We start from the raw sequence: 17209 nt of genomic DNA, 5'->3' as shown, positions 1-17209 counted from the left end.
AGAGGTTCTGGGGATTTCAGCTAAACAAATAACATTTCATACACATCATTTAGCTGATTTGCCCGTTCATCGTCTTGTGATTGTTTAGAATAATCAATAGCTTCTTTTAATACTTGATTTAGATATTCACTTTCATCCTCTGATAAATCTCGAATAAAAGCTTCCTCGGTATGATAGCTTTTATTTGCAAGCTTTTCATATAAACTTTTTCCCAAAGGACTACTTTCTGTGTGGGCAGAAATAATTTCTCGAACATAGAGAAGCGACTGTTCCATTTATAACACTCCTTCGTTTAGATAAGTTCTCTATAGTATCGTCAGAAATATGGAAATTATGTAGGAAAGTTACGGAATAGGTAAAAAAATCTTCTAGAATTTTTTTACACCCTATTTTGGGTGGGGTAATATAAGTGTACTCGCATGTGAAAAAATAGCGATGTCCGTTGTAAGGGTGAAGCGGGCGTGAACGATTGTCCAGATGGTTAAAATGACCTTTGAACAGTAGAAAAGGGTGGAATAGTCAAGTCGATCAGTTCTAGACGCCCAACTTGAGATGAAAAAGAGGGAAACGGTCATCTAGAAGGGTTGTAGACGCCCAAATCGTGGAGAAAAAGGAAGAAAAGGTCATCTAGAAGGGTTCCGTTGAATAGTAGAAACGGCTGGAATGGTTACGCAGATGAGTTATAGAAAGATTTAACATGTTATTACCGATGAAATCTACTTAAACGAAAACGATTTTCTCGCATGTTCATCCCGTTAACACTAGTAAAAACGTCTTACTCCCATAATCTATAAAGTGCTTACATTTCGGCAAATAAAGCAATATTTCCCTATTGTTTTATAGTGGAAGATAAATTATAATCTTAAAGAATATGAAAAATATATTGAAAAGGGAGAAAACTACATGAAAAAATTGGGAGCCATTTTTCTATCGGTTATTTTATTAATCGGTCTTTTTCCACAATTATCGCTGGCAGCAAAGGCGAGTAAGTTTGATACGGATTTGAATAAGTATTTAATAGAAATTAGTAAAGTAAGAGGCTTTACGGTTACGAAAAGTCATGTTGAAGAAGCATTAGCTTATGATGAAATGAGTTTGAAAGATTTTACCTCTGTACCAGAATTGAAAGACTATTTAGGGGAAGTTATTAAATCAAATCTTAGTAATTTGAATGAAATTTATGAAGTGTACAATCTTAACCAAAAAAGTTTAAAAGCTATTTTGGCTGAGCATGGTGAGGAGATAAACGATTATATTTTTGTCGATACACTTTTTCAAGCATTATCTGTTTATACATTTGAACGTGACCCGGATTTTGACAAAAATTTAGCAATCTACTTAAAAGAAATTAGTGAAACAAGAGGGATGGATGTTTCGCAAAAAGAAATAGAAAAATTACTGGTAGACTATGAAATGACATTGGAAGAGTTCGCTACAATTGAAGAATTGAAAGAGTTTTTTGGCCCTGTTATTAAAGCAGACCTAAGTAATTTAGATTATTTTACTGATGAATATGGCATTAGTCAGGATGATTTATTACAGTTACTTAAATTAAGCGGAGACGATATCAATAATTATATTTTTATTGATGATCTTGAATCGACTTATGCGTTTGAACTTTTGTTAATGGACGAAGAGTTTGTCATGGAGCTTGTGAAAAGCTTTCAAGGGGAATTTGATTTAACAGATGCTGAAGTGGAACGGTTAAAAAACCATTTCATGTCAATAGAAAATGATTTGGCAAAACCGGAAACAATACAACGACTTGAACAATTAGCAAAACGAATGGAAAATTTCACTGATTTCGAAGTGGCTACAGAATTATCACCACAACAATTAGGAGAATTAGCGGCAATCTGGGATGAATTACTTTCCATTTTCCAATTAAAAGCAGAGTACAGTCTCGTTAAAGGTGGAACAGAAACGCCGATTTCATTCGTTGAACTATTAAAATTGGATGAGTTGAAAAATACGAATTTAAAAATCGCTCTTTACAATTTACAAGGGGAATTTTTAGCAGATTTGATTATTACTGGTGAAATGGTTGATTCAGATACAGTGAATGAGTTAGGTAACAATTTAATCGCTACGGTAGAAATGGCAAAAAATGAAGCAAATAAAGTAAAGGTTGTAGCTACGAAAAAGAAAGCTGAACAGAAAACGGTGAAAGGTGCAAAACTGCCAAAGACAGCAACAGCTTCTATTCCAAATGCTTTAATGGGTGTATTTGTTTTAATGGCTGGAATTCTTATGTTTCGTAAGGTAAGGAGCATCTAACGTGCGATCCTCTAGAAATAAGAAAAAACAAGTTATTTTATTTATATCTGTCTTTTTAATTGGTTTTGGTGCATGGTTTGTTACAAGCAATGTTTATCAATTTGCCAAAGGGTATTTTGCTGTAAAACATATGCCCCACCCAGAAGAACCAGTAAATAAGGTAGAAGCTAGTGAAAAAGAGAAACCGACCGAAAAAGAGCTGTATCCCGTTCGTCCTAAAATAGGTGAAGAGATAGGGGAGTTGTATATTCCTAAACTGGATGCAACACTGCCAATTTTTCACGGAACCGATGAAAATGAACTAGAAAAAGGAGTCGGGCATTTCGCGGATAGTGTTTTACCTGGAGAAAAGGATAATTCTGTTCTTTCCGGACACCGGGATACCGTTTTTCGAAAACTAGGTGAAGTGGGCGTTGGCGATTGGTTAATTGTTCGCACATCAGCCGGTGAATTTAAATATAAAGTTTCGAAAGTACGTATTGTTGATGAAGATGATCGGACGGTAATTGTTCCGAAACCGAAAGCAACATTGACTGTGACAACTTGTTATCCATTTAATTTTATTGGCAGTGCACCGGAACGATACGTACTTGTTGCTTATTTAGATTCGAAAACTTTGTCAACTAAAGCATAGATTGATGAATTGAGAAGGGCATTCTCCTTTGATTGGGGGCTGCCCTTTTGGTTGCTAGTTATTTTAGCGAATAGGAAAGAATAAATTTTTTCCTATTCGCATTAGCACACAAGGACTAGCGGCACTGCATCAAAGCGAAACTTTCTTTCCTCTCGTTTCGCCTGGAGGATTGAACGTCCTGAGTTTTCTTTATATTCCTTTTTTTTCGCAGTAATCTTCAACTAATTCCTCAATTTTACCAAGGTTTGGGGAGTCACCTGTAAAGTTGAATGTTAATTCCTCGATAAACGCTCCTTTATGATAAACGTGGATAGCACCATTCTGTTCAATCACACTATATTCCGGCTCAAAACGATAGCCATTTCTTTCAATTGCACCCATATTAAATCAGCTCCAAAAAAGTAGTTGTACAATTCTCTGTCATTCCCTTTGAATAGTGTTTGATGGGACAGCGAATTTATACACGAACGCCTATTTATTCCTCAAATCCGGCATCGATTTTTTGTCCATTATTATCATAAACCGAGACATCAAGTGGCAATGTGATTTCAGGTTTATCGATTAGTACATACCAAACCGATAAGTGATCACGGATGTAAAACTTGTTTGGTTGAATCTTTCCTTCCCTATTGATGACAATTGTTTTTGCTTCGTCTTCAGCAAATCCGTAAATGAATGAGGACTTTCCATCAATATCTGTTGCAACACGCCAATCAATGGGTCCTCTATCCGAATGCTCCTCTTTGAATTCAGCAAAATCCATGATTGGAAAGATGATGTTCTGAACCTTTGTAAATGATTCGTTCGTCCGTACAGGGACGATTCCCTCACTCGCTTCTACAAAAACTAAATTTGAGTCACGGTCAAAAAGGAGAATTCTTTTGCAATCGCCAATTTCCGCGGAAACTTTATCACAGACTGTTTTTTCTAAAGATGGCTGAGGTACTGTAAAATTCACAGGACTCGTTGGTCGCAAAACCCAGATACAGATGATTACCAACACAACGAAACAAATTGCAGCAATAATCATCTTTTTACCCATGCGGACAAACCTCCTAAATCCCTTTTTTTCCTTCTACCCAAGCACCAAATTTTTCAACTAGCGGAAGTAATTGTTTTCCATCAAGAGCAACGACTTCACACCCGCGGTCATCATAAATAAAAAATACAAGATCTTTTGTCCTATTGACGAAGAAGACATCGGGATAATCATTGATGTACTTTCCAAACTTTGGCTTCAATGGGAAATCTTCGTGGCAAGTGGCTTTAAGTAACTTCTGTACCTTTAGATCTCCACACTTGCATTGCAGGGAAAATTGTTGCATCCCGTATTTTTCATCTTCGTCATGCTCGAACGGATAAGGAAATGTCTTTACACGTATTCGATATACATCTTTTTTATTTTTAAGGAATGGATGGTAGATTTTCAGCCTTTTCGCCAGTTTTTCTTGAGTTGTAACCTTATAAATATTCGCAACAAGAAATAATTCGTCTTTGTCGTCGAAAAGCTCATGAAAAATGGTGGAAGTTTGCTCATAGATAAGTTGAAAGCGGTCAAGATTCAACTCTCCATTTTCCTTGAACTGATAAATATTTTCACCAAGAGTAAAATGGATTCCGATCTCCCACTGATGATAAATACTAGAAACCAATTGTAAGGATGGGAATTTTTCCAAAAGGTAATCATTGACATTCATTTTAATACACCGTCCTTCGTTTCATTTTCTACTTTTACTATATCGGATGTGACATAATAATGGGGGGGAATTTTGATTTTTTCTTTATGAAAAATGTTTCGACATTATTACGTTATAATGAAAGTAGTAAGGAAATTCAAGGAGAGGAAAATAGTGGAATTATACAATATGATAAAAAATAAAAAAGAGTTTTGGCTTGTCGATCAAATCATCTATGCACACGTTTCCGATGATGATTACATCAATGGGTTTAAACGGCTTTTCAATGAATGGAAAACGGAAGGTAGCGGCTATTTATCGATATTAATGGAGGAAAAGTATGAAGACGTTCTATTGAACAATGGACTTCGAAAAATCTCCAGTATTGTTGAATATTTCCGGACACTGAATGGGATAGCCGATACAGATTCTAGATTCCGCCCACACGCGCTTTCAGAACAGCTACTAAGTGATGATGCGTTTGCACGTCTTTATGAGCAATGTCGGTCTGGGTCTTTTAATCAAAATATCCCGCAATCAATTGAAACGGTGATGGATTCATTAAAAAGAGAACTAGGTGTGAATTGGCGTAATCACTGTTTTTTATTTTGCCTATGAAGGAGAAATTGTTGGGATTGCGATTCCACATCTGGAGAAAGGCACGAGTGGAGAAGGGCGACTATTTTATTTCGGTTTAGTTCCGGAGTGGCGAGGGAAAGGGATTGGTGCGAGCATTCATAACCATGCTTTGAAGTTGATGAAGGGATTGAACGCTCAAACGTATGTCGGTAGCACGGATGTCAATAATCAATATATGATAAAAATTTTCGAGAAAAACGGATGCACACTTCGAAATGTAAAGGGGATTTATCGAATTGATTGCGCATCGAACCAATGTAGGAAGGATGATTGATATGCAAAAATTGATACTTGATCCCACCTGGGAGTCGACACTTTCTCCAGCTGATTGTGAAATGATTCAGGAAAAATTTAATCGTACAGTTAACGAGGTCGAGCGTTTGGTGGCTGTACCGATTTGGAGAGCCGTTAATCATAAAGGTGAACTTCTCATTACTGCACTTATCCATAACCGAACAAGTGAAAAAATAACGTTTATGAATCAACAAGTAGCCTATATAGAGGAAGGAAATGAGATGGCAAGTTGTATTTTCACCATAAAACGGTTAGTGATTGGAGCGCATTGTAGTATGCCATGGACATTTATATTTCCACGTGGTACTTTTCTAGAAAAACAATTGGTCATTCAAGGTCGAGAAGAAGTAAAAGCTGGGGAGCTTAAATTTTCTTGAGAGAGTAGAAGAAGTACATTTTCATCATTAACGAAATAATTGAGTAGAACAAAAGTTAAAAGATTCACAAATTACTATTTACATATATATAGAACTAAATTATAATCGTTATATGTAAACGATTTACTTTATAATTTTTTTAATGAAAGTAATAGAGTGTATCTTAATCTATTGTTTAATTGTAGTAACCCGATACCGAATGACGATCAAAACAACAGGGTTAAAAAATCGCACTTCATATAAGGAGGAATTAATGATGGCTCGATTAGAAGGTAAAGTTGCAATTATTACAGGTGCTGCTCAAGGTATGGGGGAAGCACATGCTCGTCGTTTTGTTGCAGAAGGTGCAAAAGTTGTGATGACAGATTTGAATGAAGATAAGGGTATAGCATTAGCCAATGAACTAGGAGAAAATGCCGTATTTGTTAAACAAGATGTTGCTCGTGCAGAAGATTGGGCAACAGTTGTCCGAAAAGCAGAAGAAGCATTCGGACCTGTAAATATACTAGTCAATAATGCTGGAATTACGATGGCAAAATTAATTTTAGAAACGACGGAAGAAGATTATCGTCGGATTGTAGACATTAACCAAGTTTCTGTATTTCTTGGTATGAAGAACGTGATTCCATCGATGCAAAAAGCTGGTGGCGGTTCCATTGTGAATGTTTCTTCTATCAATGGTCTTGTTGGTGGAGCAATTGGCTATACAGATACAAAATTTGCTGTTCGTGGGATGACAAAAGCAGCGGCTATGGAATGTACACATTATGGTATTCGTGTAAACTCTGTGCATCCAGGCGTAATTGCAACTCCTATGGTTGTTCAAGAAGATACAAAAGCAGCCGTGGAAGAATTCTCTAAACATATTCCATTAAAACGAGTGGCACAACCTGAAGAAGTAACAAATCTCGTTCTTTTCTTAGCTTCTGATGAATCAAGTTATTCAACAGGTGCAGAATTTGTCGTTGATGGCGGGATCACAGCAATGTAATTTTCATCATGACGCTTAAATATCAAGCCGAAAATACGTGAGATTCCATTCTTGCTTATTTTCGGCTTTTTCTGTGCACTATGGCTCTCTTTTCACCTATCGATTCTTGACTTGAGGTTTTTATTTACAAATAGTAGATTGAAAAAAACGAACAATCATATAAAAAGTACGATATTTATTAGATTCCAAGTATAATATTTTTCTTAAAAAATGATGCAACTTGTTTAGAAAACTAATCCTTAGGTAAAGTTTTCTTTTTTTTGAGAAGAAGTTCCTCTACTATTATGAAGAAGTAAGGAAATTATTTTTTGAAATGGTATAGATCATCATAAATCTCCAAAGATTTCTGATAAAAGTTTTTAAAAAATTCAATTTTTAACTTGACATCTAAAAATTGAAAAATTAGAATAATCTTACCTGTGTGTAGGGATTGAAATTAAGGGATGTGCATAGAAATTGTCATTACGTCAACGAAAAAACAGAAAAGAAAAAGGAAGAAATGATTCGATCAGCACTAAATATGATTTCGGAAAAAGGTTATCATGCAACAACAATGGAGGATATTGAGCTAAGTTATTAATGACAAAAGGCTCCGTTTATGATGATTTTAAAGATAAACATTTAAGGGGGACAAATGATGAAATCCAATCAAGTATTAGCGGTCATTACAGGGGGAGCATCGGGTTTAGGAGAAGCAACAACGAGAAATATAGTATCGAAAGGTGGAAGGGTTACGATTTTAGATTTGCAAGAAGATAAAGGAAATCACTTGGTTGAAGAATTGGGAGAAAATGTAACATTTGTAAAAACGGATGTGACAGATGAAGAACGTGTTCAATCTGCATTAGAACATGCCGTCCGTACCTTTGGAAAAATAAATGTCCTCGTAAATTGTGCAGGTATTGGTATTGCTGAGAAAACATATAGTAAAAAAAGTGGGGTTCATGATTTAGCATCATTTAATAAAGTTATTCAAGTGAACCTTGTAGGAACGTTTAATACCATTCGCCTTGCAGCGGAAAAAATGAGCGAGAATGAACCAAATGAAATTGGCGAAAGAGGTGTTATCATTAATACGGCATCTGTTTCAGCTTTTGAAGGGCAAATGGGGCAAGTGGCTTATAGTGCATCAAAAGGCGGAATCGTCGGTATGACATTGCCAATTGCAAGGGATCTAGCTTCATTTGGAATTAGAGTGTTAACGATCGCTCCAGGACTTTTTGCAACACCATTATTCGCAAGTACTCCGGAAAAAGTACGAAAAGCACTAGGGGCAATGGTTCCTTTCCCATCTCGATTAGGCGATCCGAAAGAGTATGCTCACTTAGTGCAAAGTGTTATTGAAAATCCAATGTTGAACGGGGAAACAATACGACTTGATGGTGCGATTCGGATGCAGCCGAAATAAGGGAGGAATTATGTAGGCGAGCAGTAAAGGTTATTAGAAAATATGTAAGGGATTCAAAAAAACCTAATGTTAGATAGAATTGTTTATTAAAGATTTGTAAGGGATTGCAAAATACTTAATGGTAAATAGAATATTATATTAAAAGATTTGTATGGGGTTGCAAAATACTTTATGGTAAATAGAATATTATATCAAAAGATTTGTATGGGATACCAAAATATTTAATGTTAAATTAAATTGTATTTTAACAGAAATGTAAGGGATTTCAACAAGGGAAAGTGAGGGAATATGTATGCGTGAAGCTGTCGTAGTTGAAATGGTTCGAACTCCTGTAGGGAAAAGAAATGGGGGATTAAGCGGAATACGTGCGGAAGATTTAGCGGCAAAACCATTAAGAGAAGTTGTGAAAAGAGCTGGTATTTCAGCAAGGTTAATAGAAGATGTCATTTTTGGCTGTGTGACTCAATTCGGAGAGCAATCATTCGATATTGCGCGTGTAGCTGCATTACAAGCGGGCTATCCAGTTGAAGTCCCTGGAACAACCATTGACAGGCAATGTGGATCAAGTCAACAAGCAGTCCATTTTGCAGCACAGGCAATTATTAGTGGTGACATGGATATTGTTGTTGCTGGTGGTATTGAAAGTATGTCTCGCGTACCAATGGGTTCGAATCGAGGAAAAGTCCAATTTAGTGATGAGATTACTTCAAAATATGAAATGATTCATCAAGGATTGTCTGCTGAACGTATTGTAGAGAAGTGGGGATTTACGCGTGAAGAATTGGATGAATTTTCATTAGAAAGTCACAAGAAAGCAATCCAGGCTAAAAAAGAAGGCCGTTTTGAAAGAGAAATGATGCCCATTGAAGTGACTTTGCCTGATGGGTCGACAACTGTAATTAAAGATGATGAAGGTCCGAGGGAAGATACAAATTTTGAAAAACTAGGAGGTTTAAAACCTTCTTTTAAAGAGAATGGAAGTATTACAGCAGGGAATTCTAGTCAAATCAGTGATGGGGCAAATGCGATTCTTCTAATGTCTAGGGAAAAAGCGGAAGAATTAGGACTGAAACCAAGATTTCGTATTCATACTCGGATAGTCGTTGGTTCTGATCCGACCCTCATGCTTACCGGTCCGATTCCAGCAACAAGAAAAGCATTAGAAAAAGCAGGTCTAACAATTGATGATATTGATATTTTTGAAGTAAACGAAGCATTTGCGCCCGTACCTTTAGCTTGGTTAAAAGAAACAGGAGCAGATCCGAAGAAGTTAAACCCGAATGGGGGGGCAATTGCATTAGGCCATCCATTAGGTGCGAGTGGTGGACGTTTAATGATTACGATGATGCATGAGTTAGAGAGAACAGGCGGACGTTACGGACTACAAACCATGTGTGAAGGACACGGAATGGCGAACGCAACGATTGTTGAGCGATTAGATTAATCGAAAGTTGTCAATGTTATCGAAAGGAGGCGGATGGAATGCCACTTTCTTCAGTCCGGGTCCTGGATTTATCCCGTTTATTACCTGGCCCTTATTGTACGATGATTTTAGCAGACTTTGGGGCTGAGGTGATTAAAATTGAAGAACCCTATATTGGAGATTATGCAAGAGCTTATTTACCGAAGATTGATGAAGACAGTGCTTTCTTCCACACATTGAATCGTAATAAAAAAAGTGTTTGCCTTGATTTGAAATCAGTGGAGGGAAGGGATTACTTTCTTCAACTTGTTAAACAATCCGATGTCGTCGTTGAATCTTTTCGCCCGGGTGTAATGAGAAGGTTAGGAATAGACTATGAAACACTAAAAGAAATCAATCCGCAACTGATTTATTGTGCGATTACCGGATATGGTCAAACAGGCCCATATGTTGAGAAGCCAGGTCATGATGTGAACTATATTAGTTATGCAGGAGTATTAAATATGATGGGAGAGCGAAATGGGAAACCCGTGATCCCAGCCGTACAAATAGCTGATATTGGCGGAGGTGCGATGCCTGCCACAATTGGCATCCTACTTGCATTAATGGCTAGGGAAAAAACTGGTAAAGGACAGATGGTTGATATTTCGATGTTAGATAATGTCATTTCTTGGATGCCGACATTATTGCCTGATTATCTTGCAACAAATAACGAACCTGAAAGAGGAAATATAGTTTTAAGTGGGAAACTTGCGTGTTATGAGGTGTATCAGACAAAGGATAAAAAGTGGCTGTCGGTTGGTGCGCTTGAGATGAAATTTTGGGAGACTTTTTGTAAGACGATAGGAAGGGAAGATTTTATTGTACATCTGAATGCACCTACAATGATTCAAGATAAGATGAAAATTGAAATTCAAAAGATTATCGCCCAAAAAACACAAGATGAATGGATGACTATTTTCCAAACGATGGACTCCTGTGTAGCCCCTGTTTATTCGTTTGAAGAGATGGTAAATGACCCGCAAGTGAAAGCAAGAGACATGATTAAAAGCGGTGAGTTAGGAACGACGAAACATGTAGGAATCCCAATTAAACTATCAGAAACTCCCGGTGAAATTAGAAAACAAGCACCGAAATTAGGGGAGCATACAGATGAAATTTTAATGGAAATGGGAATAAAAAAAACAAGAAGAAAATGAGTTTCTTGTATTTCCGAACGAGAAAATCCACCATGGGCGGTGGCCCTTTAGGCGTGGGAGTATGTCAAAGACGCGAAATAGTAGATGTAAAAATTGATTACTGAAAGACGTACTCGGCTTTCAATAAACGTTCATTTTGTCGAAAAAGGTGAACGAACCTTAAAGGGATGGGAGCTTAGTTTAAGAATCCTATGTTTTTGAATGGATAACTTAAAAATGATTGGGGTGAATAATCTTTTTTAAAAGGAGTTTTACAAGAAATGTAGAAATTGTATGGTAGAACAGATGATGGGGTGTACAGAATGGGGAAACGGTTGAGTTTACGAGTTTATTTGATGACGATTGCGGGTGCGGCATGTTGGGGCCTCATTGGCTTATTTGTTGCACCATTATATACTCGCGGTTTTACAGCTTGGGACGTGGTGGCCATTCGTGGGATTTTCTCCTTTGTCATCTTGTTTCTCATCATGGCGGCATTTTTTCGTGATCAGTTACGTACACAGTTAAAAGATCATATTTTCTTTGCTGGTGGGGGAATTTTTAGTATTGCATTATTTAATTACTTTTATTTTGAAGTTTTTTCGCAATCGAGCTTATCACTTGCCGTGACTCTGTTATACACTGGCCCCCTATTTGTAACGCTTTTATCACGACTCTTTTTTAAGGAACCATTGACCGTTCGGAAAGGTGTGGCACTTGTTCTTGCTATTACAGGTTGTGCTTTTGTTGTTGGTCTCATGCCTTTGGGTCAGGTAAGTATACATATGAAAACATTGTTTATGGGAATCTTATCTGGATTTTGTTATGCGTTATACAGTATTTTTAGTAAACCTGTAACAAAGCGATATTCTCCATTGACAATTACAACATACACATTTTTTTATACGAGTATTTTCATGTTATTTACAAGTGATATTGGGAAAAAGCTAGATCGATTTCAGTATACGGATGTCTGGGTTGCATCGGGGTTGTTAGCATTTGTAGCAACAGTTGCCGCATATATTTTATATACTTCTGGGTTAAAACATTTAGAAGCGAGTAAAGCTTCCATTCTAGCAACAATCGAACCAATCGTTGCAGTAGTGGGTAGTGTCGTTTTCTTAGGAGAAAAATTGCAAGGTTGGCAAGTGTTAGGGATTGTTTTAGTTTTGTATTCAGCTATACTTGTCGCAGAACGGCAGACGAAAATAAAGGGGAATATAGAAAGTTTGACGGATGTTCAATAAACAGTTAACAAAATGAAGGGGAAAAGAGAATTTTAATAATGCCTATGAACGATACTAAATGGCAAATGAACGGTTCCGTTATTTTCAAAAACTACATGTGGAGAAAGAATAGACAAAAGCGGATATACTAGGGAAGGTGCCTTTCTTAAGAGGAGGGCGCTTATTCTTTACATTCATTTAAATAATCAAATAGAAAATTGATAGATCAGAAAGCAAGAAGGTAGAAAGAAGTGATTCTCATGTTCGATCACGAAATATTCACCAACCTGTCCGAAGTGCGGTTATAGAGAAACAAGAATCGTGTTTGATAAGCTTGGTAAGTGTGTAAGTATTCAATGATCGTGGATGTGATAAATGACGAGGTGTGTTCATAGAAAGTTTGATAATAATGAAAAGGTAAGTTACAATATGTTATGAATGACAATCAGTCATATTGAACGGAGGACGCGAGAATTGTGGATAAAAGAGAAAGAATTATTCAGGCAGCCATTGATGTATTTTCTGATAAAGGGATTGAAAAAACGACAATTTCTGAAATCGTAAAGAAAGCAGGCATTGCCCAGGGGACTTTTTATTTGTATTTTCCTTCTAAATTAGCGGTTATGCCTGCCATTGCAGAAGTGATGGTTCACAAAATTTTAGATGGTCTAACAAGTGGAGTGAAGGAAGGTTCATTTTCCCAGCAAATAGAAGATATTATTCAGGTCATATTTAATATAACTAATGAGTATAAAGAGCTTACAAAGTTACTTTACACAGGTCTAACACAAACACAGTATGTCGGTAATTGGGAAAATATATATTCACCCTTATATAATTGGATGGAGGATTTGTTACAACGAGGAAAGGAAGCGCATGCCATCTACTCCGACGTGAACGTTACGTATACTGCGAAAATAATTATCGGATCAATCGAATCAGTAGCAGAGCAAGTTTATCTTTACGATCAGCTCGATGAGGAATCTATCGCTGGGTATAAAAAAGAACTATATAAATTTGTCATTAACGCTTTAGGTGCTTGCCAATAGCGTTCCTTTTTCACAATAAATGACTGACATTCATTCATGGACAAATGTAAGATTGATGATAAATTTCACAAGGATGGTGTTTTTATGAATCGAGCTTGGATATATGTACTATTGACTTGTTTATTTGAATTGTTTTGGGTTTATGGTTTCAATGTTGCTAATGTGTGGTGGCACTGGGCGATTATGGTCCCAATCATTATTGTAGACTTTCTAGTTCTCTCAAAAGCATGTGAGTTGTTACCAACGGGTACTGTTTATGCAATCTTTGCAGCAGCGGGTACAGTTGGTACTTGTCTTATGGATGTATTTATATTTGGAGAAACGTTTAGTATGGAAAAGGGATTTTTTATCGGATTACTCGTTATTGGGGTTATAGCTTTAAATCTTGCGGATAATAATTCGAATTCCAATGAGAAATCAGAAGAAGGAGTTGCATAATATGGGGTGGATATACGTATTTTTAGCCGCAATATTTGAATTAGTTGGTGTTATTGGTTTAAATAGATTTAGTGAAAGAAAATCATTCTTTCATACACTACTTTTTTTCGGTGGATTTGGCGGTTCATTTGCATTTCTTTATGCCTCCTTTAATTATCTCCAAGTAAGTGTTGCCTATGCAGTTTGGATTGGTATAGGAACCGCTTCAGCTGTACTAGTAAATATGATCTTTTTCAATGAGTCAAAAAGCCTCGGGCGTGTAGTGAGCCTAATGATAATCATTATTGGTGTAACAGGTTTAAAAGCTGTTTCTTAATTTAAAATAGTTAACTACATCCAGTAAACATACTTATTGTAAATAGATTTGTTTTTGTAACAGGGGAAACTTCGACAGTACGGGGCAAACTTCGACAGTAAAATAGGAAACCTCAACAGTAAACGGGGGCACTTTAAAAACAAGAGGCTCGCAGTACAAGGCATAACCTATTTCTCCATCTCATTTAAGGCATACTTTGATTTGAAAATTCAGTCCAGTTTCGCTACTTTTTTTGTCAATATGATAAAATTTACTATATAATGAAGATGAATTTTATTCAGAAATATTTATCTTTTGAAGTTGGTGGATACAATGAACTTTATCGTATTTGATTTAGAGTGGAGCCCAACTTTTCGTCATGGAAAATTTATCGGTCAAGAAATTACGGAAATTGGTGCTGTTGAAGTTAGTGAAATTGATGGATTATTAATAATAGGGAGAAGTTTCCACTCCTATGTAAGGACGTTAAAACCCGTAACAAAGAAAATAAAAAAATTGACAAACCTACAAGAACCAGACACATGGTTAGCCCCAAGATTTCCTATAGTGATGAAAAGGTTTGAAAAATGGATAGGGAACAAATCTTATATCTACTGCTCATGGGGGGGAGAAGATCGGGTTGTTTTATTAAAAAACTTATTATTCCACCAAATTAGCACAGATGTTTTCCAACAGTATATGAATTTACAAGACGCTTTTTCTTTAGCGGTTCATGAGAAAAAACAATTTGGACTAGTAAAGGCTATCGAACGATTAGAGTTAAGTTATGAGGGTACCCCCCATTGTTCCATAGATGATGCGTTTAATACTGCAAGCATATTATTAGAAATTCATAATAAAGGACAAATGAAAACAGAACCATTCGTTAACAATCAATTACTAGATTTTGACTATAGAAAAAGGGTCAATAAATTCATCCGCCTGAGAAGAAAGCTCAATTTAAATGATCATGACCTTTCACTATTAACGAATATAAGTGAAAAAGAACTTGAAAGAATAGAGACTTTTCAATTAACTAAAAGTAAAAAAGAGATGAATCGATTAATAGAGTTGCTGTACTTAGTTAGAGGAGAAACGTTGGGGAAAAGGTAACTGTCGAAAGGACTGATCCTATGTTCTGAAAGACGAAGAAACAATTTCCCTTACCCTATTAAATTTGATTAAATATAGGTAATGACTAATTTCATTTTTTTATTACGTATATAAACAGTAGATTCTTGGACGACGAACTTGTCTTGAAGAATCATTTATATGTTTTTGAGAGGAGATTGTTTCTACATTTGAACTTTATACAAACCGAATTGTAGATGCAAATGAACATCCGAGAAACAAAATAAAAACTGAAAATTATAAAAATGAAGGAAAAGAATGAATTGTTTTCGGTTTCGTGAAAAGCGGAGAAGGAAGGGAATATCATTATGTCAAGATATATGGCAAAAAAGTTTTTAAACCAAGAGGATTTACATTTCTATGATAAGGCAATGGAAGAGTGGAGTAGAATATGGAATGATCCAAATAGTAAAACGGTTGATCGTTTGGCTGAATTACTAACTTCGAAACAGTCTGATTTTGAAAAAAGTTGTGGTGGCAGTCGTTTGGGACGGGAAATAATGGGATGGTCAGGTCTTTTATGGTTTTATAATGCACAATATGGACTTAAAGGTGAAGATGGATTTAAAGCGGGTAAATTAATGGAGGCATTTCAACAAAGAAAATGTAGTCATGAGGTTGTTGAAACAGCTGAAAAAGCATGGAAACTTTTACGGTAAAAATTCGATGAAATGTATCAAAGGCAAAAATAGAAGCTAGTTGAAAAACGCTTCGATGAAAACCGAAAATAGAAAACTACAATAGTACAGAGCACGCTTTTAACCGGTACGAGGTGGAACGTCGATAGTAACAGGGAGAACTTCGAGAGTATGGGGCGCGACTTCAGGCAGTAACAGGTGAAACTTTGTACATGTCTCTCAAGCCATTCTTGTTTTTTTCATGTTTTTTCTTACCAATGTTTCAAGATCTCTTACATCACATTCAACATAACTATCCATATCATTTGGATGAGCGCTTTTTTCAACAAGTATGCTTTAGGCCTGGTTTTCAAAAAAGCTACAATGACAATCAAAGTCACTGTAGCTTTTTTTGTTGATTTAATAGTAAACTGGGGAACTAAAGAAAAACTTTGAGAGGAAAAGGGTGAAACTTCAGCAGTAAACAGGGAGAACTTCGACAGTACGAGATCCAACTTCGACAGCACGAGGTCTAACCTTAACAGTACAATCCCCACCTTCAGCAGCCTAAAAATACCGAACCTACCTCATCACTTCCCCACGATATAAAATTTCCTTTATCCATTTTGCAAAAAAGCTTTTATAACAATAATAGAACAGAAATCATTTTGAAAAAGGAGATGACGTTATGAAAACTGGATATCTCATTGTCGATGAAATGAGTCATTTAACATTATCTGGAAATGTTATCCCGAATGCTTGGTATCAAAAGATTATTTTACCGAATGGAAAGGCTCATTTGACAGCAATTCTCATTCTTTCAGATATCGTTTACTGGTATCGGCCGACAATTGAACGGTGTCCTGAAACTGGGAAGGTGATTGGGAGAAAGAAGAACTTACGAGGGATGGCAACATGTTTTTCCGTTTTGGTCTCTATCAACGATTCGTCGGATTGTTATAAAACTAATAAACAATGAAATGATTATAGTGGGAAAACATCATCACTTTACATCCAATAACATAAAATGGTTTCGATTGGATACCGATAAATTTCATTCCGCTTTGGAAGAAATTGAGGAAGTTGGTACTAGAATCCCATTCAACACGACTCCACCTCAGCCATTATCGAGGAAGCATATAACAAGTTACCAGAATACTTTTGTAAAAAAACTTGAATTGGAAAAAGAGAATCCGTTTACCTTTTATGAACAAAATGGTTTTGGTCCAGTTAGTGGATACGTTGCGGAAAAGATACAGGCATGGAGGGAGGATCTATCGGACGAGCTTGTTGTTGAAGCGATGAAAGTGGCTATTGAATATGGATCAAAAAGATGGCGCTATGTAGAAGCGGTTCTAAGACATTGGGTAGATAAAGGATACAGGACGATTGAAGAAGTTCATGCGGCACAACAAGCATATCGAAAACGATTTTCGAACAAGGTTCAACCGTCTCTGAGAGGATTCCCATCGATTTTTCAAAATGATTTTGTCGTCGATATGTCAGAAGGTGAAAATGAATCGGAGTAAAAGTGAGCTTTTTTATAAAGTTTTTTA

At 36.3% G+C, this 17209-nt stretch carries 22 protein-coding genes; 18 read left to right on the top strand and 4 right to left on the bottom strand.

Features of this window, described 5'->3' with window-relative positions:
• Nucleotides 1-20 precede the first annotated feature (20 nt).
• Nucleotides 21-275 (bottom strand): sigma-G-dependent sporulation-specific acid-soluble spore protein CsgA, encoded by a 255-nt coding sequence (locus BN2144_RS18460; protein ID WP_033829680.1) that lies wholly within the window; start codon nt 273-275, stop codon nt 21-23.
• Nucleotides 276-903: 628 nt separating this feature from the next.
• Between BN2144_RS18460 and BN2144_RS18455 the strand changes: the two genes are divergently transcribed.
• On the top strand, nt 904-2277 hold the full coding sequence (locus BN2144_RS18455) for a processed acidic surface protein (protein WP_033829679.1): 1374 nt from the start codon (nt 904-906) through the stop codon (nt 2275-2277).
• Between the two features lies 1 nt (nt 2278).
• Complete coding sequence (locus BN2144_RS18450; protein WP_033829678.1) at nt 2279-2911, top strand: class D sortase; 633 nt, start codon at nt 2279-2281, stop codon at nt 2909-2911.
• Between the two features lie 189 nt (nt 2912-3100).
• Here the strand turns inward: BN2144_RS18450 and BN2144_RS18445 are convergent, their stop codons facing one another.
• The 3 genes from BN2144_RS18445 to BN2144_RS18435 form a co-directional block, all read right to left on the bottom strand.
• Nucleotides 3101-3292 (bottom strand): YbxH family protein, encoded by a 192-nt coding sequence (locus BN2144_RS18445; protein ID WP_033829677.1) that lies wholly within the window; start codon nt 3290-3292, stop codon nt 3101-3103.
• Between the two features lie 94 nt (nt 3293-3386).
• Nucleotides 3387-3953, bottom strand: a complete 567-nt coding sequence (locus BN2144_RS18440; protein ID WP_033829676.1) for a hypothetical protein — start codon at nt 3951-3953, stop codon at nt 3387-3389.
• Nucleotides 3954-3966: 13 nt separating this feature from the next.
• Nucleotides 3967-4608 carry a DUF3885 domain-containing protein gene (locus BN2144_RS18435; protein WP_033829675.1) on the bottom strand — a complete coding sequence of 214 codons (642 nt, stop codon included), beginning with the start codon at nt 4606-4608 and terminating at the stop codon, nt 3967-3969.
• Between the two features lie 153 nt (nt 4609-4761).
• Here BN2144_RS18435 and BN2144_RS18430 point away from each other — a divergent pair, with 153 nt between their 5' ends.
• The 16 genes from BN2144_RS18430 to BN2144_RS18365 all read left to right on the top strand — a co-directional run bounded on the left by BN2144_RS18430 (nt 4762) and on the right by BN2144_RS18365 (nt 17182).
• Nucleotides 4762-5205 (top strand): hypothetical protein, encoded by a 444-nt coding sequence (locus BN2144_RS18430; protein WP_033829674.1) that lies wholly within the window; start codon nt 4762-4764, stop codon nt 5203-5205.
• Nucleotides 5171-5500 (top strand): GNAT family N-acetyltransferase, encoded by a 330-nt coding sequence (locus BN2144_RS21050; RefSeq protein ID WP_082195284.1) that lies wholly within the window; start codon nt 5171-5173, stop codon nt 5498-5500. Before BN2144_RS18430 ends, BN2144_RS21050 begins: the two co-directional genes overlap by 35 nt.
• Before the next feature lies 1 nt (nt 5501).
• The gene (locus BN2144_RS18425; RefSeq protein WP_042338205.1) at nt 5502-5897 is read left to right on the top strand and encodes an SLAP domain-containing protein; all 396 of its coding nucleotides are present in this window, start codon (nt 5502-5504) and stop codon (nt 5895-5897) included.
• A 256-nt stretch (nt 5898-6153) separates the two neighbouring features.
• Nucleotides 6154-6888 carry a glucose 1-dehydrogenase gene (locus tag BN2144_RS18420; protein ID WP_033829673.1) on the top strand — a complete coding sequence of 245 codons (735 nt, stop codon included), beginning with the start codon at nt 6154-6156 and terminating at the stop codon, nt 6886-6888.
• 445 nt (nt 6889-7333) lie between these two features.
• Nucleotides 7334-7468: a TetR family transcriptional regulator gene (locus tag BN2144_RS20510; protein WP_230199771.1), complete on the top strand. Its 135-nt coding sequence runs from the start codon at nt 7334-7336 to the stop codon at nt 7466-7468.
• A gap of 57 nt (nt 7469-7525) precedes the next feature.
• Nucleotides 7526-8296: a 3-hydroxyacyl-CoA dehydrogenase gene (locus BN2144_RS18415; RefSeq protein ID WP_033829672.1), complete on the top strand. Its 771-nt coding sequence runs from the start codon at nt 7526-7528 to the stop codon at nt 8294-8296.
• A gap of 292 nt (nt 8297-8588) precedes the next feature.
• Nucleotides 8589-9740, top strand: a complete 1152-nt coding sequence (locus BN2144_RS18410) for a thiolase family protein (protein WP_033829671.1) — start codon at nt 8589-8591, stop codon at nt 9738-9740.
• 38 nt (nt 9741-9778) lie between these two features.
• The gene (locus BN2144_RS18405; RefSeq protein ID WP_033829670.1) at nt 9779-10918 is read left to right on the top strand and encodes a CaiB/BaiF CoA transferase family protein; all 1140 of its coding nucleotides are present in this window, start codon (nt 9779-9781) and stop codon (nt 10916-10918) included.
• Between the two features lie 302 nt (nt 10919-11220).
• On the top strand, nt 11221-12144 hold the full coding sequence (locus BN2144_RS18400) for a DMT family transporter (RefSeq protein ID WP_033829669.1): 924 nt from the start codon (nt 11221-11223) through the stop codon (nt 12142-12144).
• Between the two features lie 452 nt (nt 12145-12596).
• The gene (locus BN2144_RS18395) at nt 12597-13172 is read left to right on the top strand and encodes a TetR/AcrR family transcriptional regulator (RefSeq protein ID WP_033829668.1); all 576 of its coding nucleotides are present in this window, start codon (nt 12597-12599) and stop codon (nt 13170-13172) included.
• A gap of 84 nt (nt 13173-13256) precedes the next feature.
• Nucleotides 13257-13610 (top strand): DMT family transporter, encoded by a 354-nt coding sequence (locus BN2144_RS18390; RefSeq protein WP_033829667.1) that lies wholly within the window; start codon nt 13257-13259, stop codon nt 13608-13610.
• A 1-nt stretch (nt 13611) separates the two neighbouring features.
• Nucleotides 13612-13926, top strand: a complete 315-nt coding sequence (locus BN2144_RS18385) for a DMT family transporter (protein WP_033829666.1) — start codon at nt 13612-13614, stop codon at nt 13924-13926.
• Nucleotides 13927-14238: 312 nt separating this feature from the next.
• Complete coding sequence (locus tag BN2144_RS18380) at nt 14239-15018, top strand: 3'-5' exonuclease (RefSeq protein ID WP_033829665.1); 780 nt, start codon at nt 14239-14241, stop codon at nt 15016-15018.
• A gap of 338 nt (nt 15019-15356) precedes the next feature.
• The gene (locus tag BN2144_RS18375; protein WP_139017911.1) at nt 15357-15695 is read left to right on the top strand and encodes a hypothetical protein; all 339 of its coding nucleotides are present in this window, start codon (nt 15357-15359) and stop codon (nt 15693-15695) included.
• Between the two features lie 646 nt (nt 15696-16341).
• Nucleotides 16342-16632 (top strand): hypothetical protein, encoded by a 291-nt coding sequence (locus tag BN2144_RS18370; RefSeq protein WP_050632369.1) that lies wholly within the window; start codon nt 16342-16344, stop codon nt 16630-16632.
• Nucleotide 16633: 1 nt separating this feature from the next.
• A complete protein-coding gene (locus tag BN2144_RS18365) occupies nt 16634-17182 on the top strand; it encodes a DnaD domain-containing protein (RefSeq protein WP_082195282.1) in 549 nt (182 codons plus the stop codon).
• Nucleotides 17183-17209 lie beyond the last annotated feature (27 nt).

The organism is Bacillus andreraoultii, from assembly GCF_001244735.1.
Classification (GTDB): domain Bacteria; phylum Bacillota; class Bacilli; order Bacillales; family Caldibacillaceae; genus Caldifermentibacillus; species Caldifermentibacillus andreraoultii.
Note: the sequence above shows the minus strand (reverse complement) of the source record. Positions and strands in the feature narration are given on the sequence as shown.

Bases quoted from the DNA above. Each gene is read 5' to 3' on its own strand.
- BN2144_RS18460 (WP_033829680.1), bottom strand. From the start codon at position 275: ATGGAACAGTCGCTTCTCTATGTTCGAGAAATTATTTCTGCCCACACA.
- BN2144_RS18455 (WP_033829679.1), top strand. From the start codon at position 904: ATGAAAAAATTGGGAGCCATTTTTCTATCGGTTATTTTATTAATCGGT.
- BN2144_RS18445 (WP_033829677.1), bottom strand. From the start codon at position 3,292: ATGGGTGCAATTGAAAGAAATGGCTATCGTTTTGAGCCGGAATATAGT.
- BN2144_RS18440 (WP_033829676.1), bottom strand. From the start codon at position 3,953: ATGGGTAAAAAGATGATTATTGCTGCAATTTGTTTCGTTGTGTTGGTA.
- BN2144_RS18435 (WP_033829675.1), bottom strand. From the start codon at position 4,608: ATGAATGTCAATGATTACCTTTTGGAAAAATTCCCATCCTTACAATTG.
- BN2144_RS18425 (WP_042338205.1), top strand. From the start codon at position 5,502: ATGCAAAAATTGATACTTGATCCCACCTGGGAGTCGACACTTTCTCCA.
- BN2144_RS18420 (WP_033829673.1), top strand. From the start codon at position 6,154: ATGGCTCGATTAGAAGGTAAAGTTGCAATTATTACAGGTGCTGCTCAA.
- BN2144_RS18415 (WP_033829672.1), top strand. From the start codon at position 7,526: ATGAAATCCAATCAAGTATTAGCGGTCATTACAGGGGGAGCATCGGGT.
- BN2144_RS18410 (WP_033829671.1), top strand. From the start codon at position 8,589: ATGCGTGAAGCTGTCGTAGTTGAAATGGTTCGAACTCCTGTAGGGAAA.
- BN2144_RS18405 (WP_033829670.1), top strand. From the start codon at position 9,779: ATGCCACTTTCTTCAGTCCGGGTCCTGGATTTATCCCGTTTATTACCT.
- BN2144_RS18400 (WP_033829669.1), top strand. From the start codon at position 11,221: ATGGGGAAACGGTTGAGTTTACGAGTTTATTTGATGACGATTGCGGGT.
- BN2144_RS18390 (WP_033829667.1), top strand. From the start codon at position 13,257: ATGAATCGAGCTTGGATATATGTACTATTGACTTGTTTATTTGAATTG.
- BN2144_RS18385 (WP_033829666.1), top strand. From the start codon at position 13,612: ATGGGGTGGATATACGTATTTTTAGCCGCAATATTTGAATTAGTTGGT.
- BN2144_RS18380 (WP_033829665.1), top strand. From the start codon at position 14,239: ATGAACTTTATCGTATTTGATTTAGAGTGGAGCCCAACTTTTCGTCAT.
- BN2144_RS18375 (WP_139017911.1), top strand. From the start codon at position 15,357: ATGGCAAAAAAGTTTTTAAACCAAGAGGATTTACATTTCTATGATAAG.
- BN2144_RS18370 (WP_050632369.1), top strand. From the start codon at position 16,342: ATGAAAACTGGATATCTCATTGTCGATGAAATGAGTCATTTAACATTA.
- BN2144_RS18365 (WP_082195282.1), top strand. From the start codon at position 16,634: ATGATTATAGTGGGAAAACATCATCACTTTACATCCAATAACATAAAA.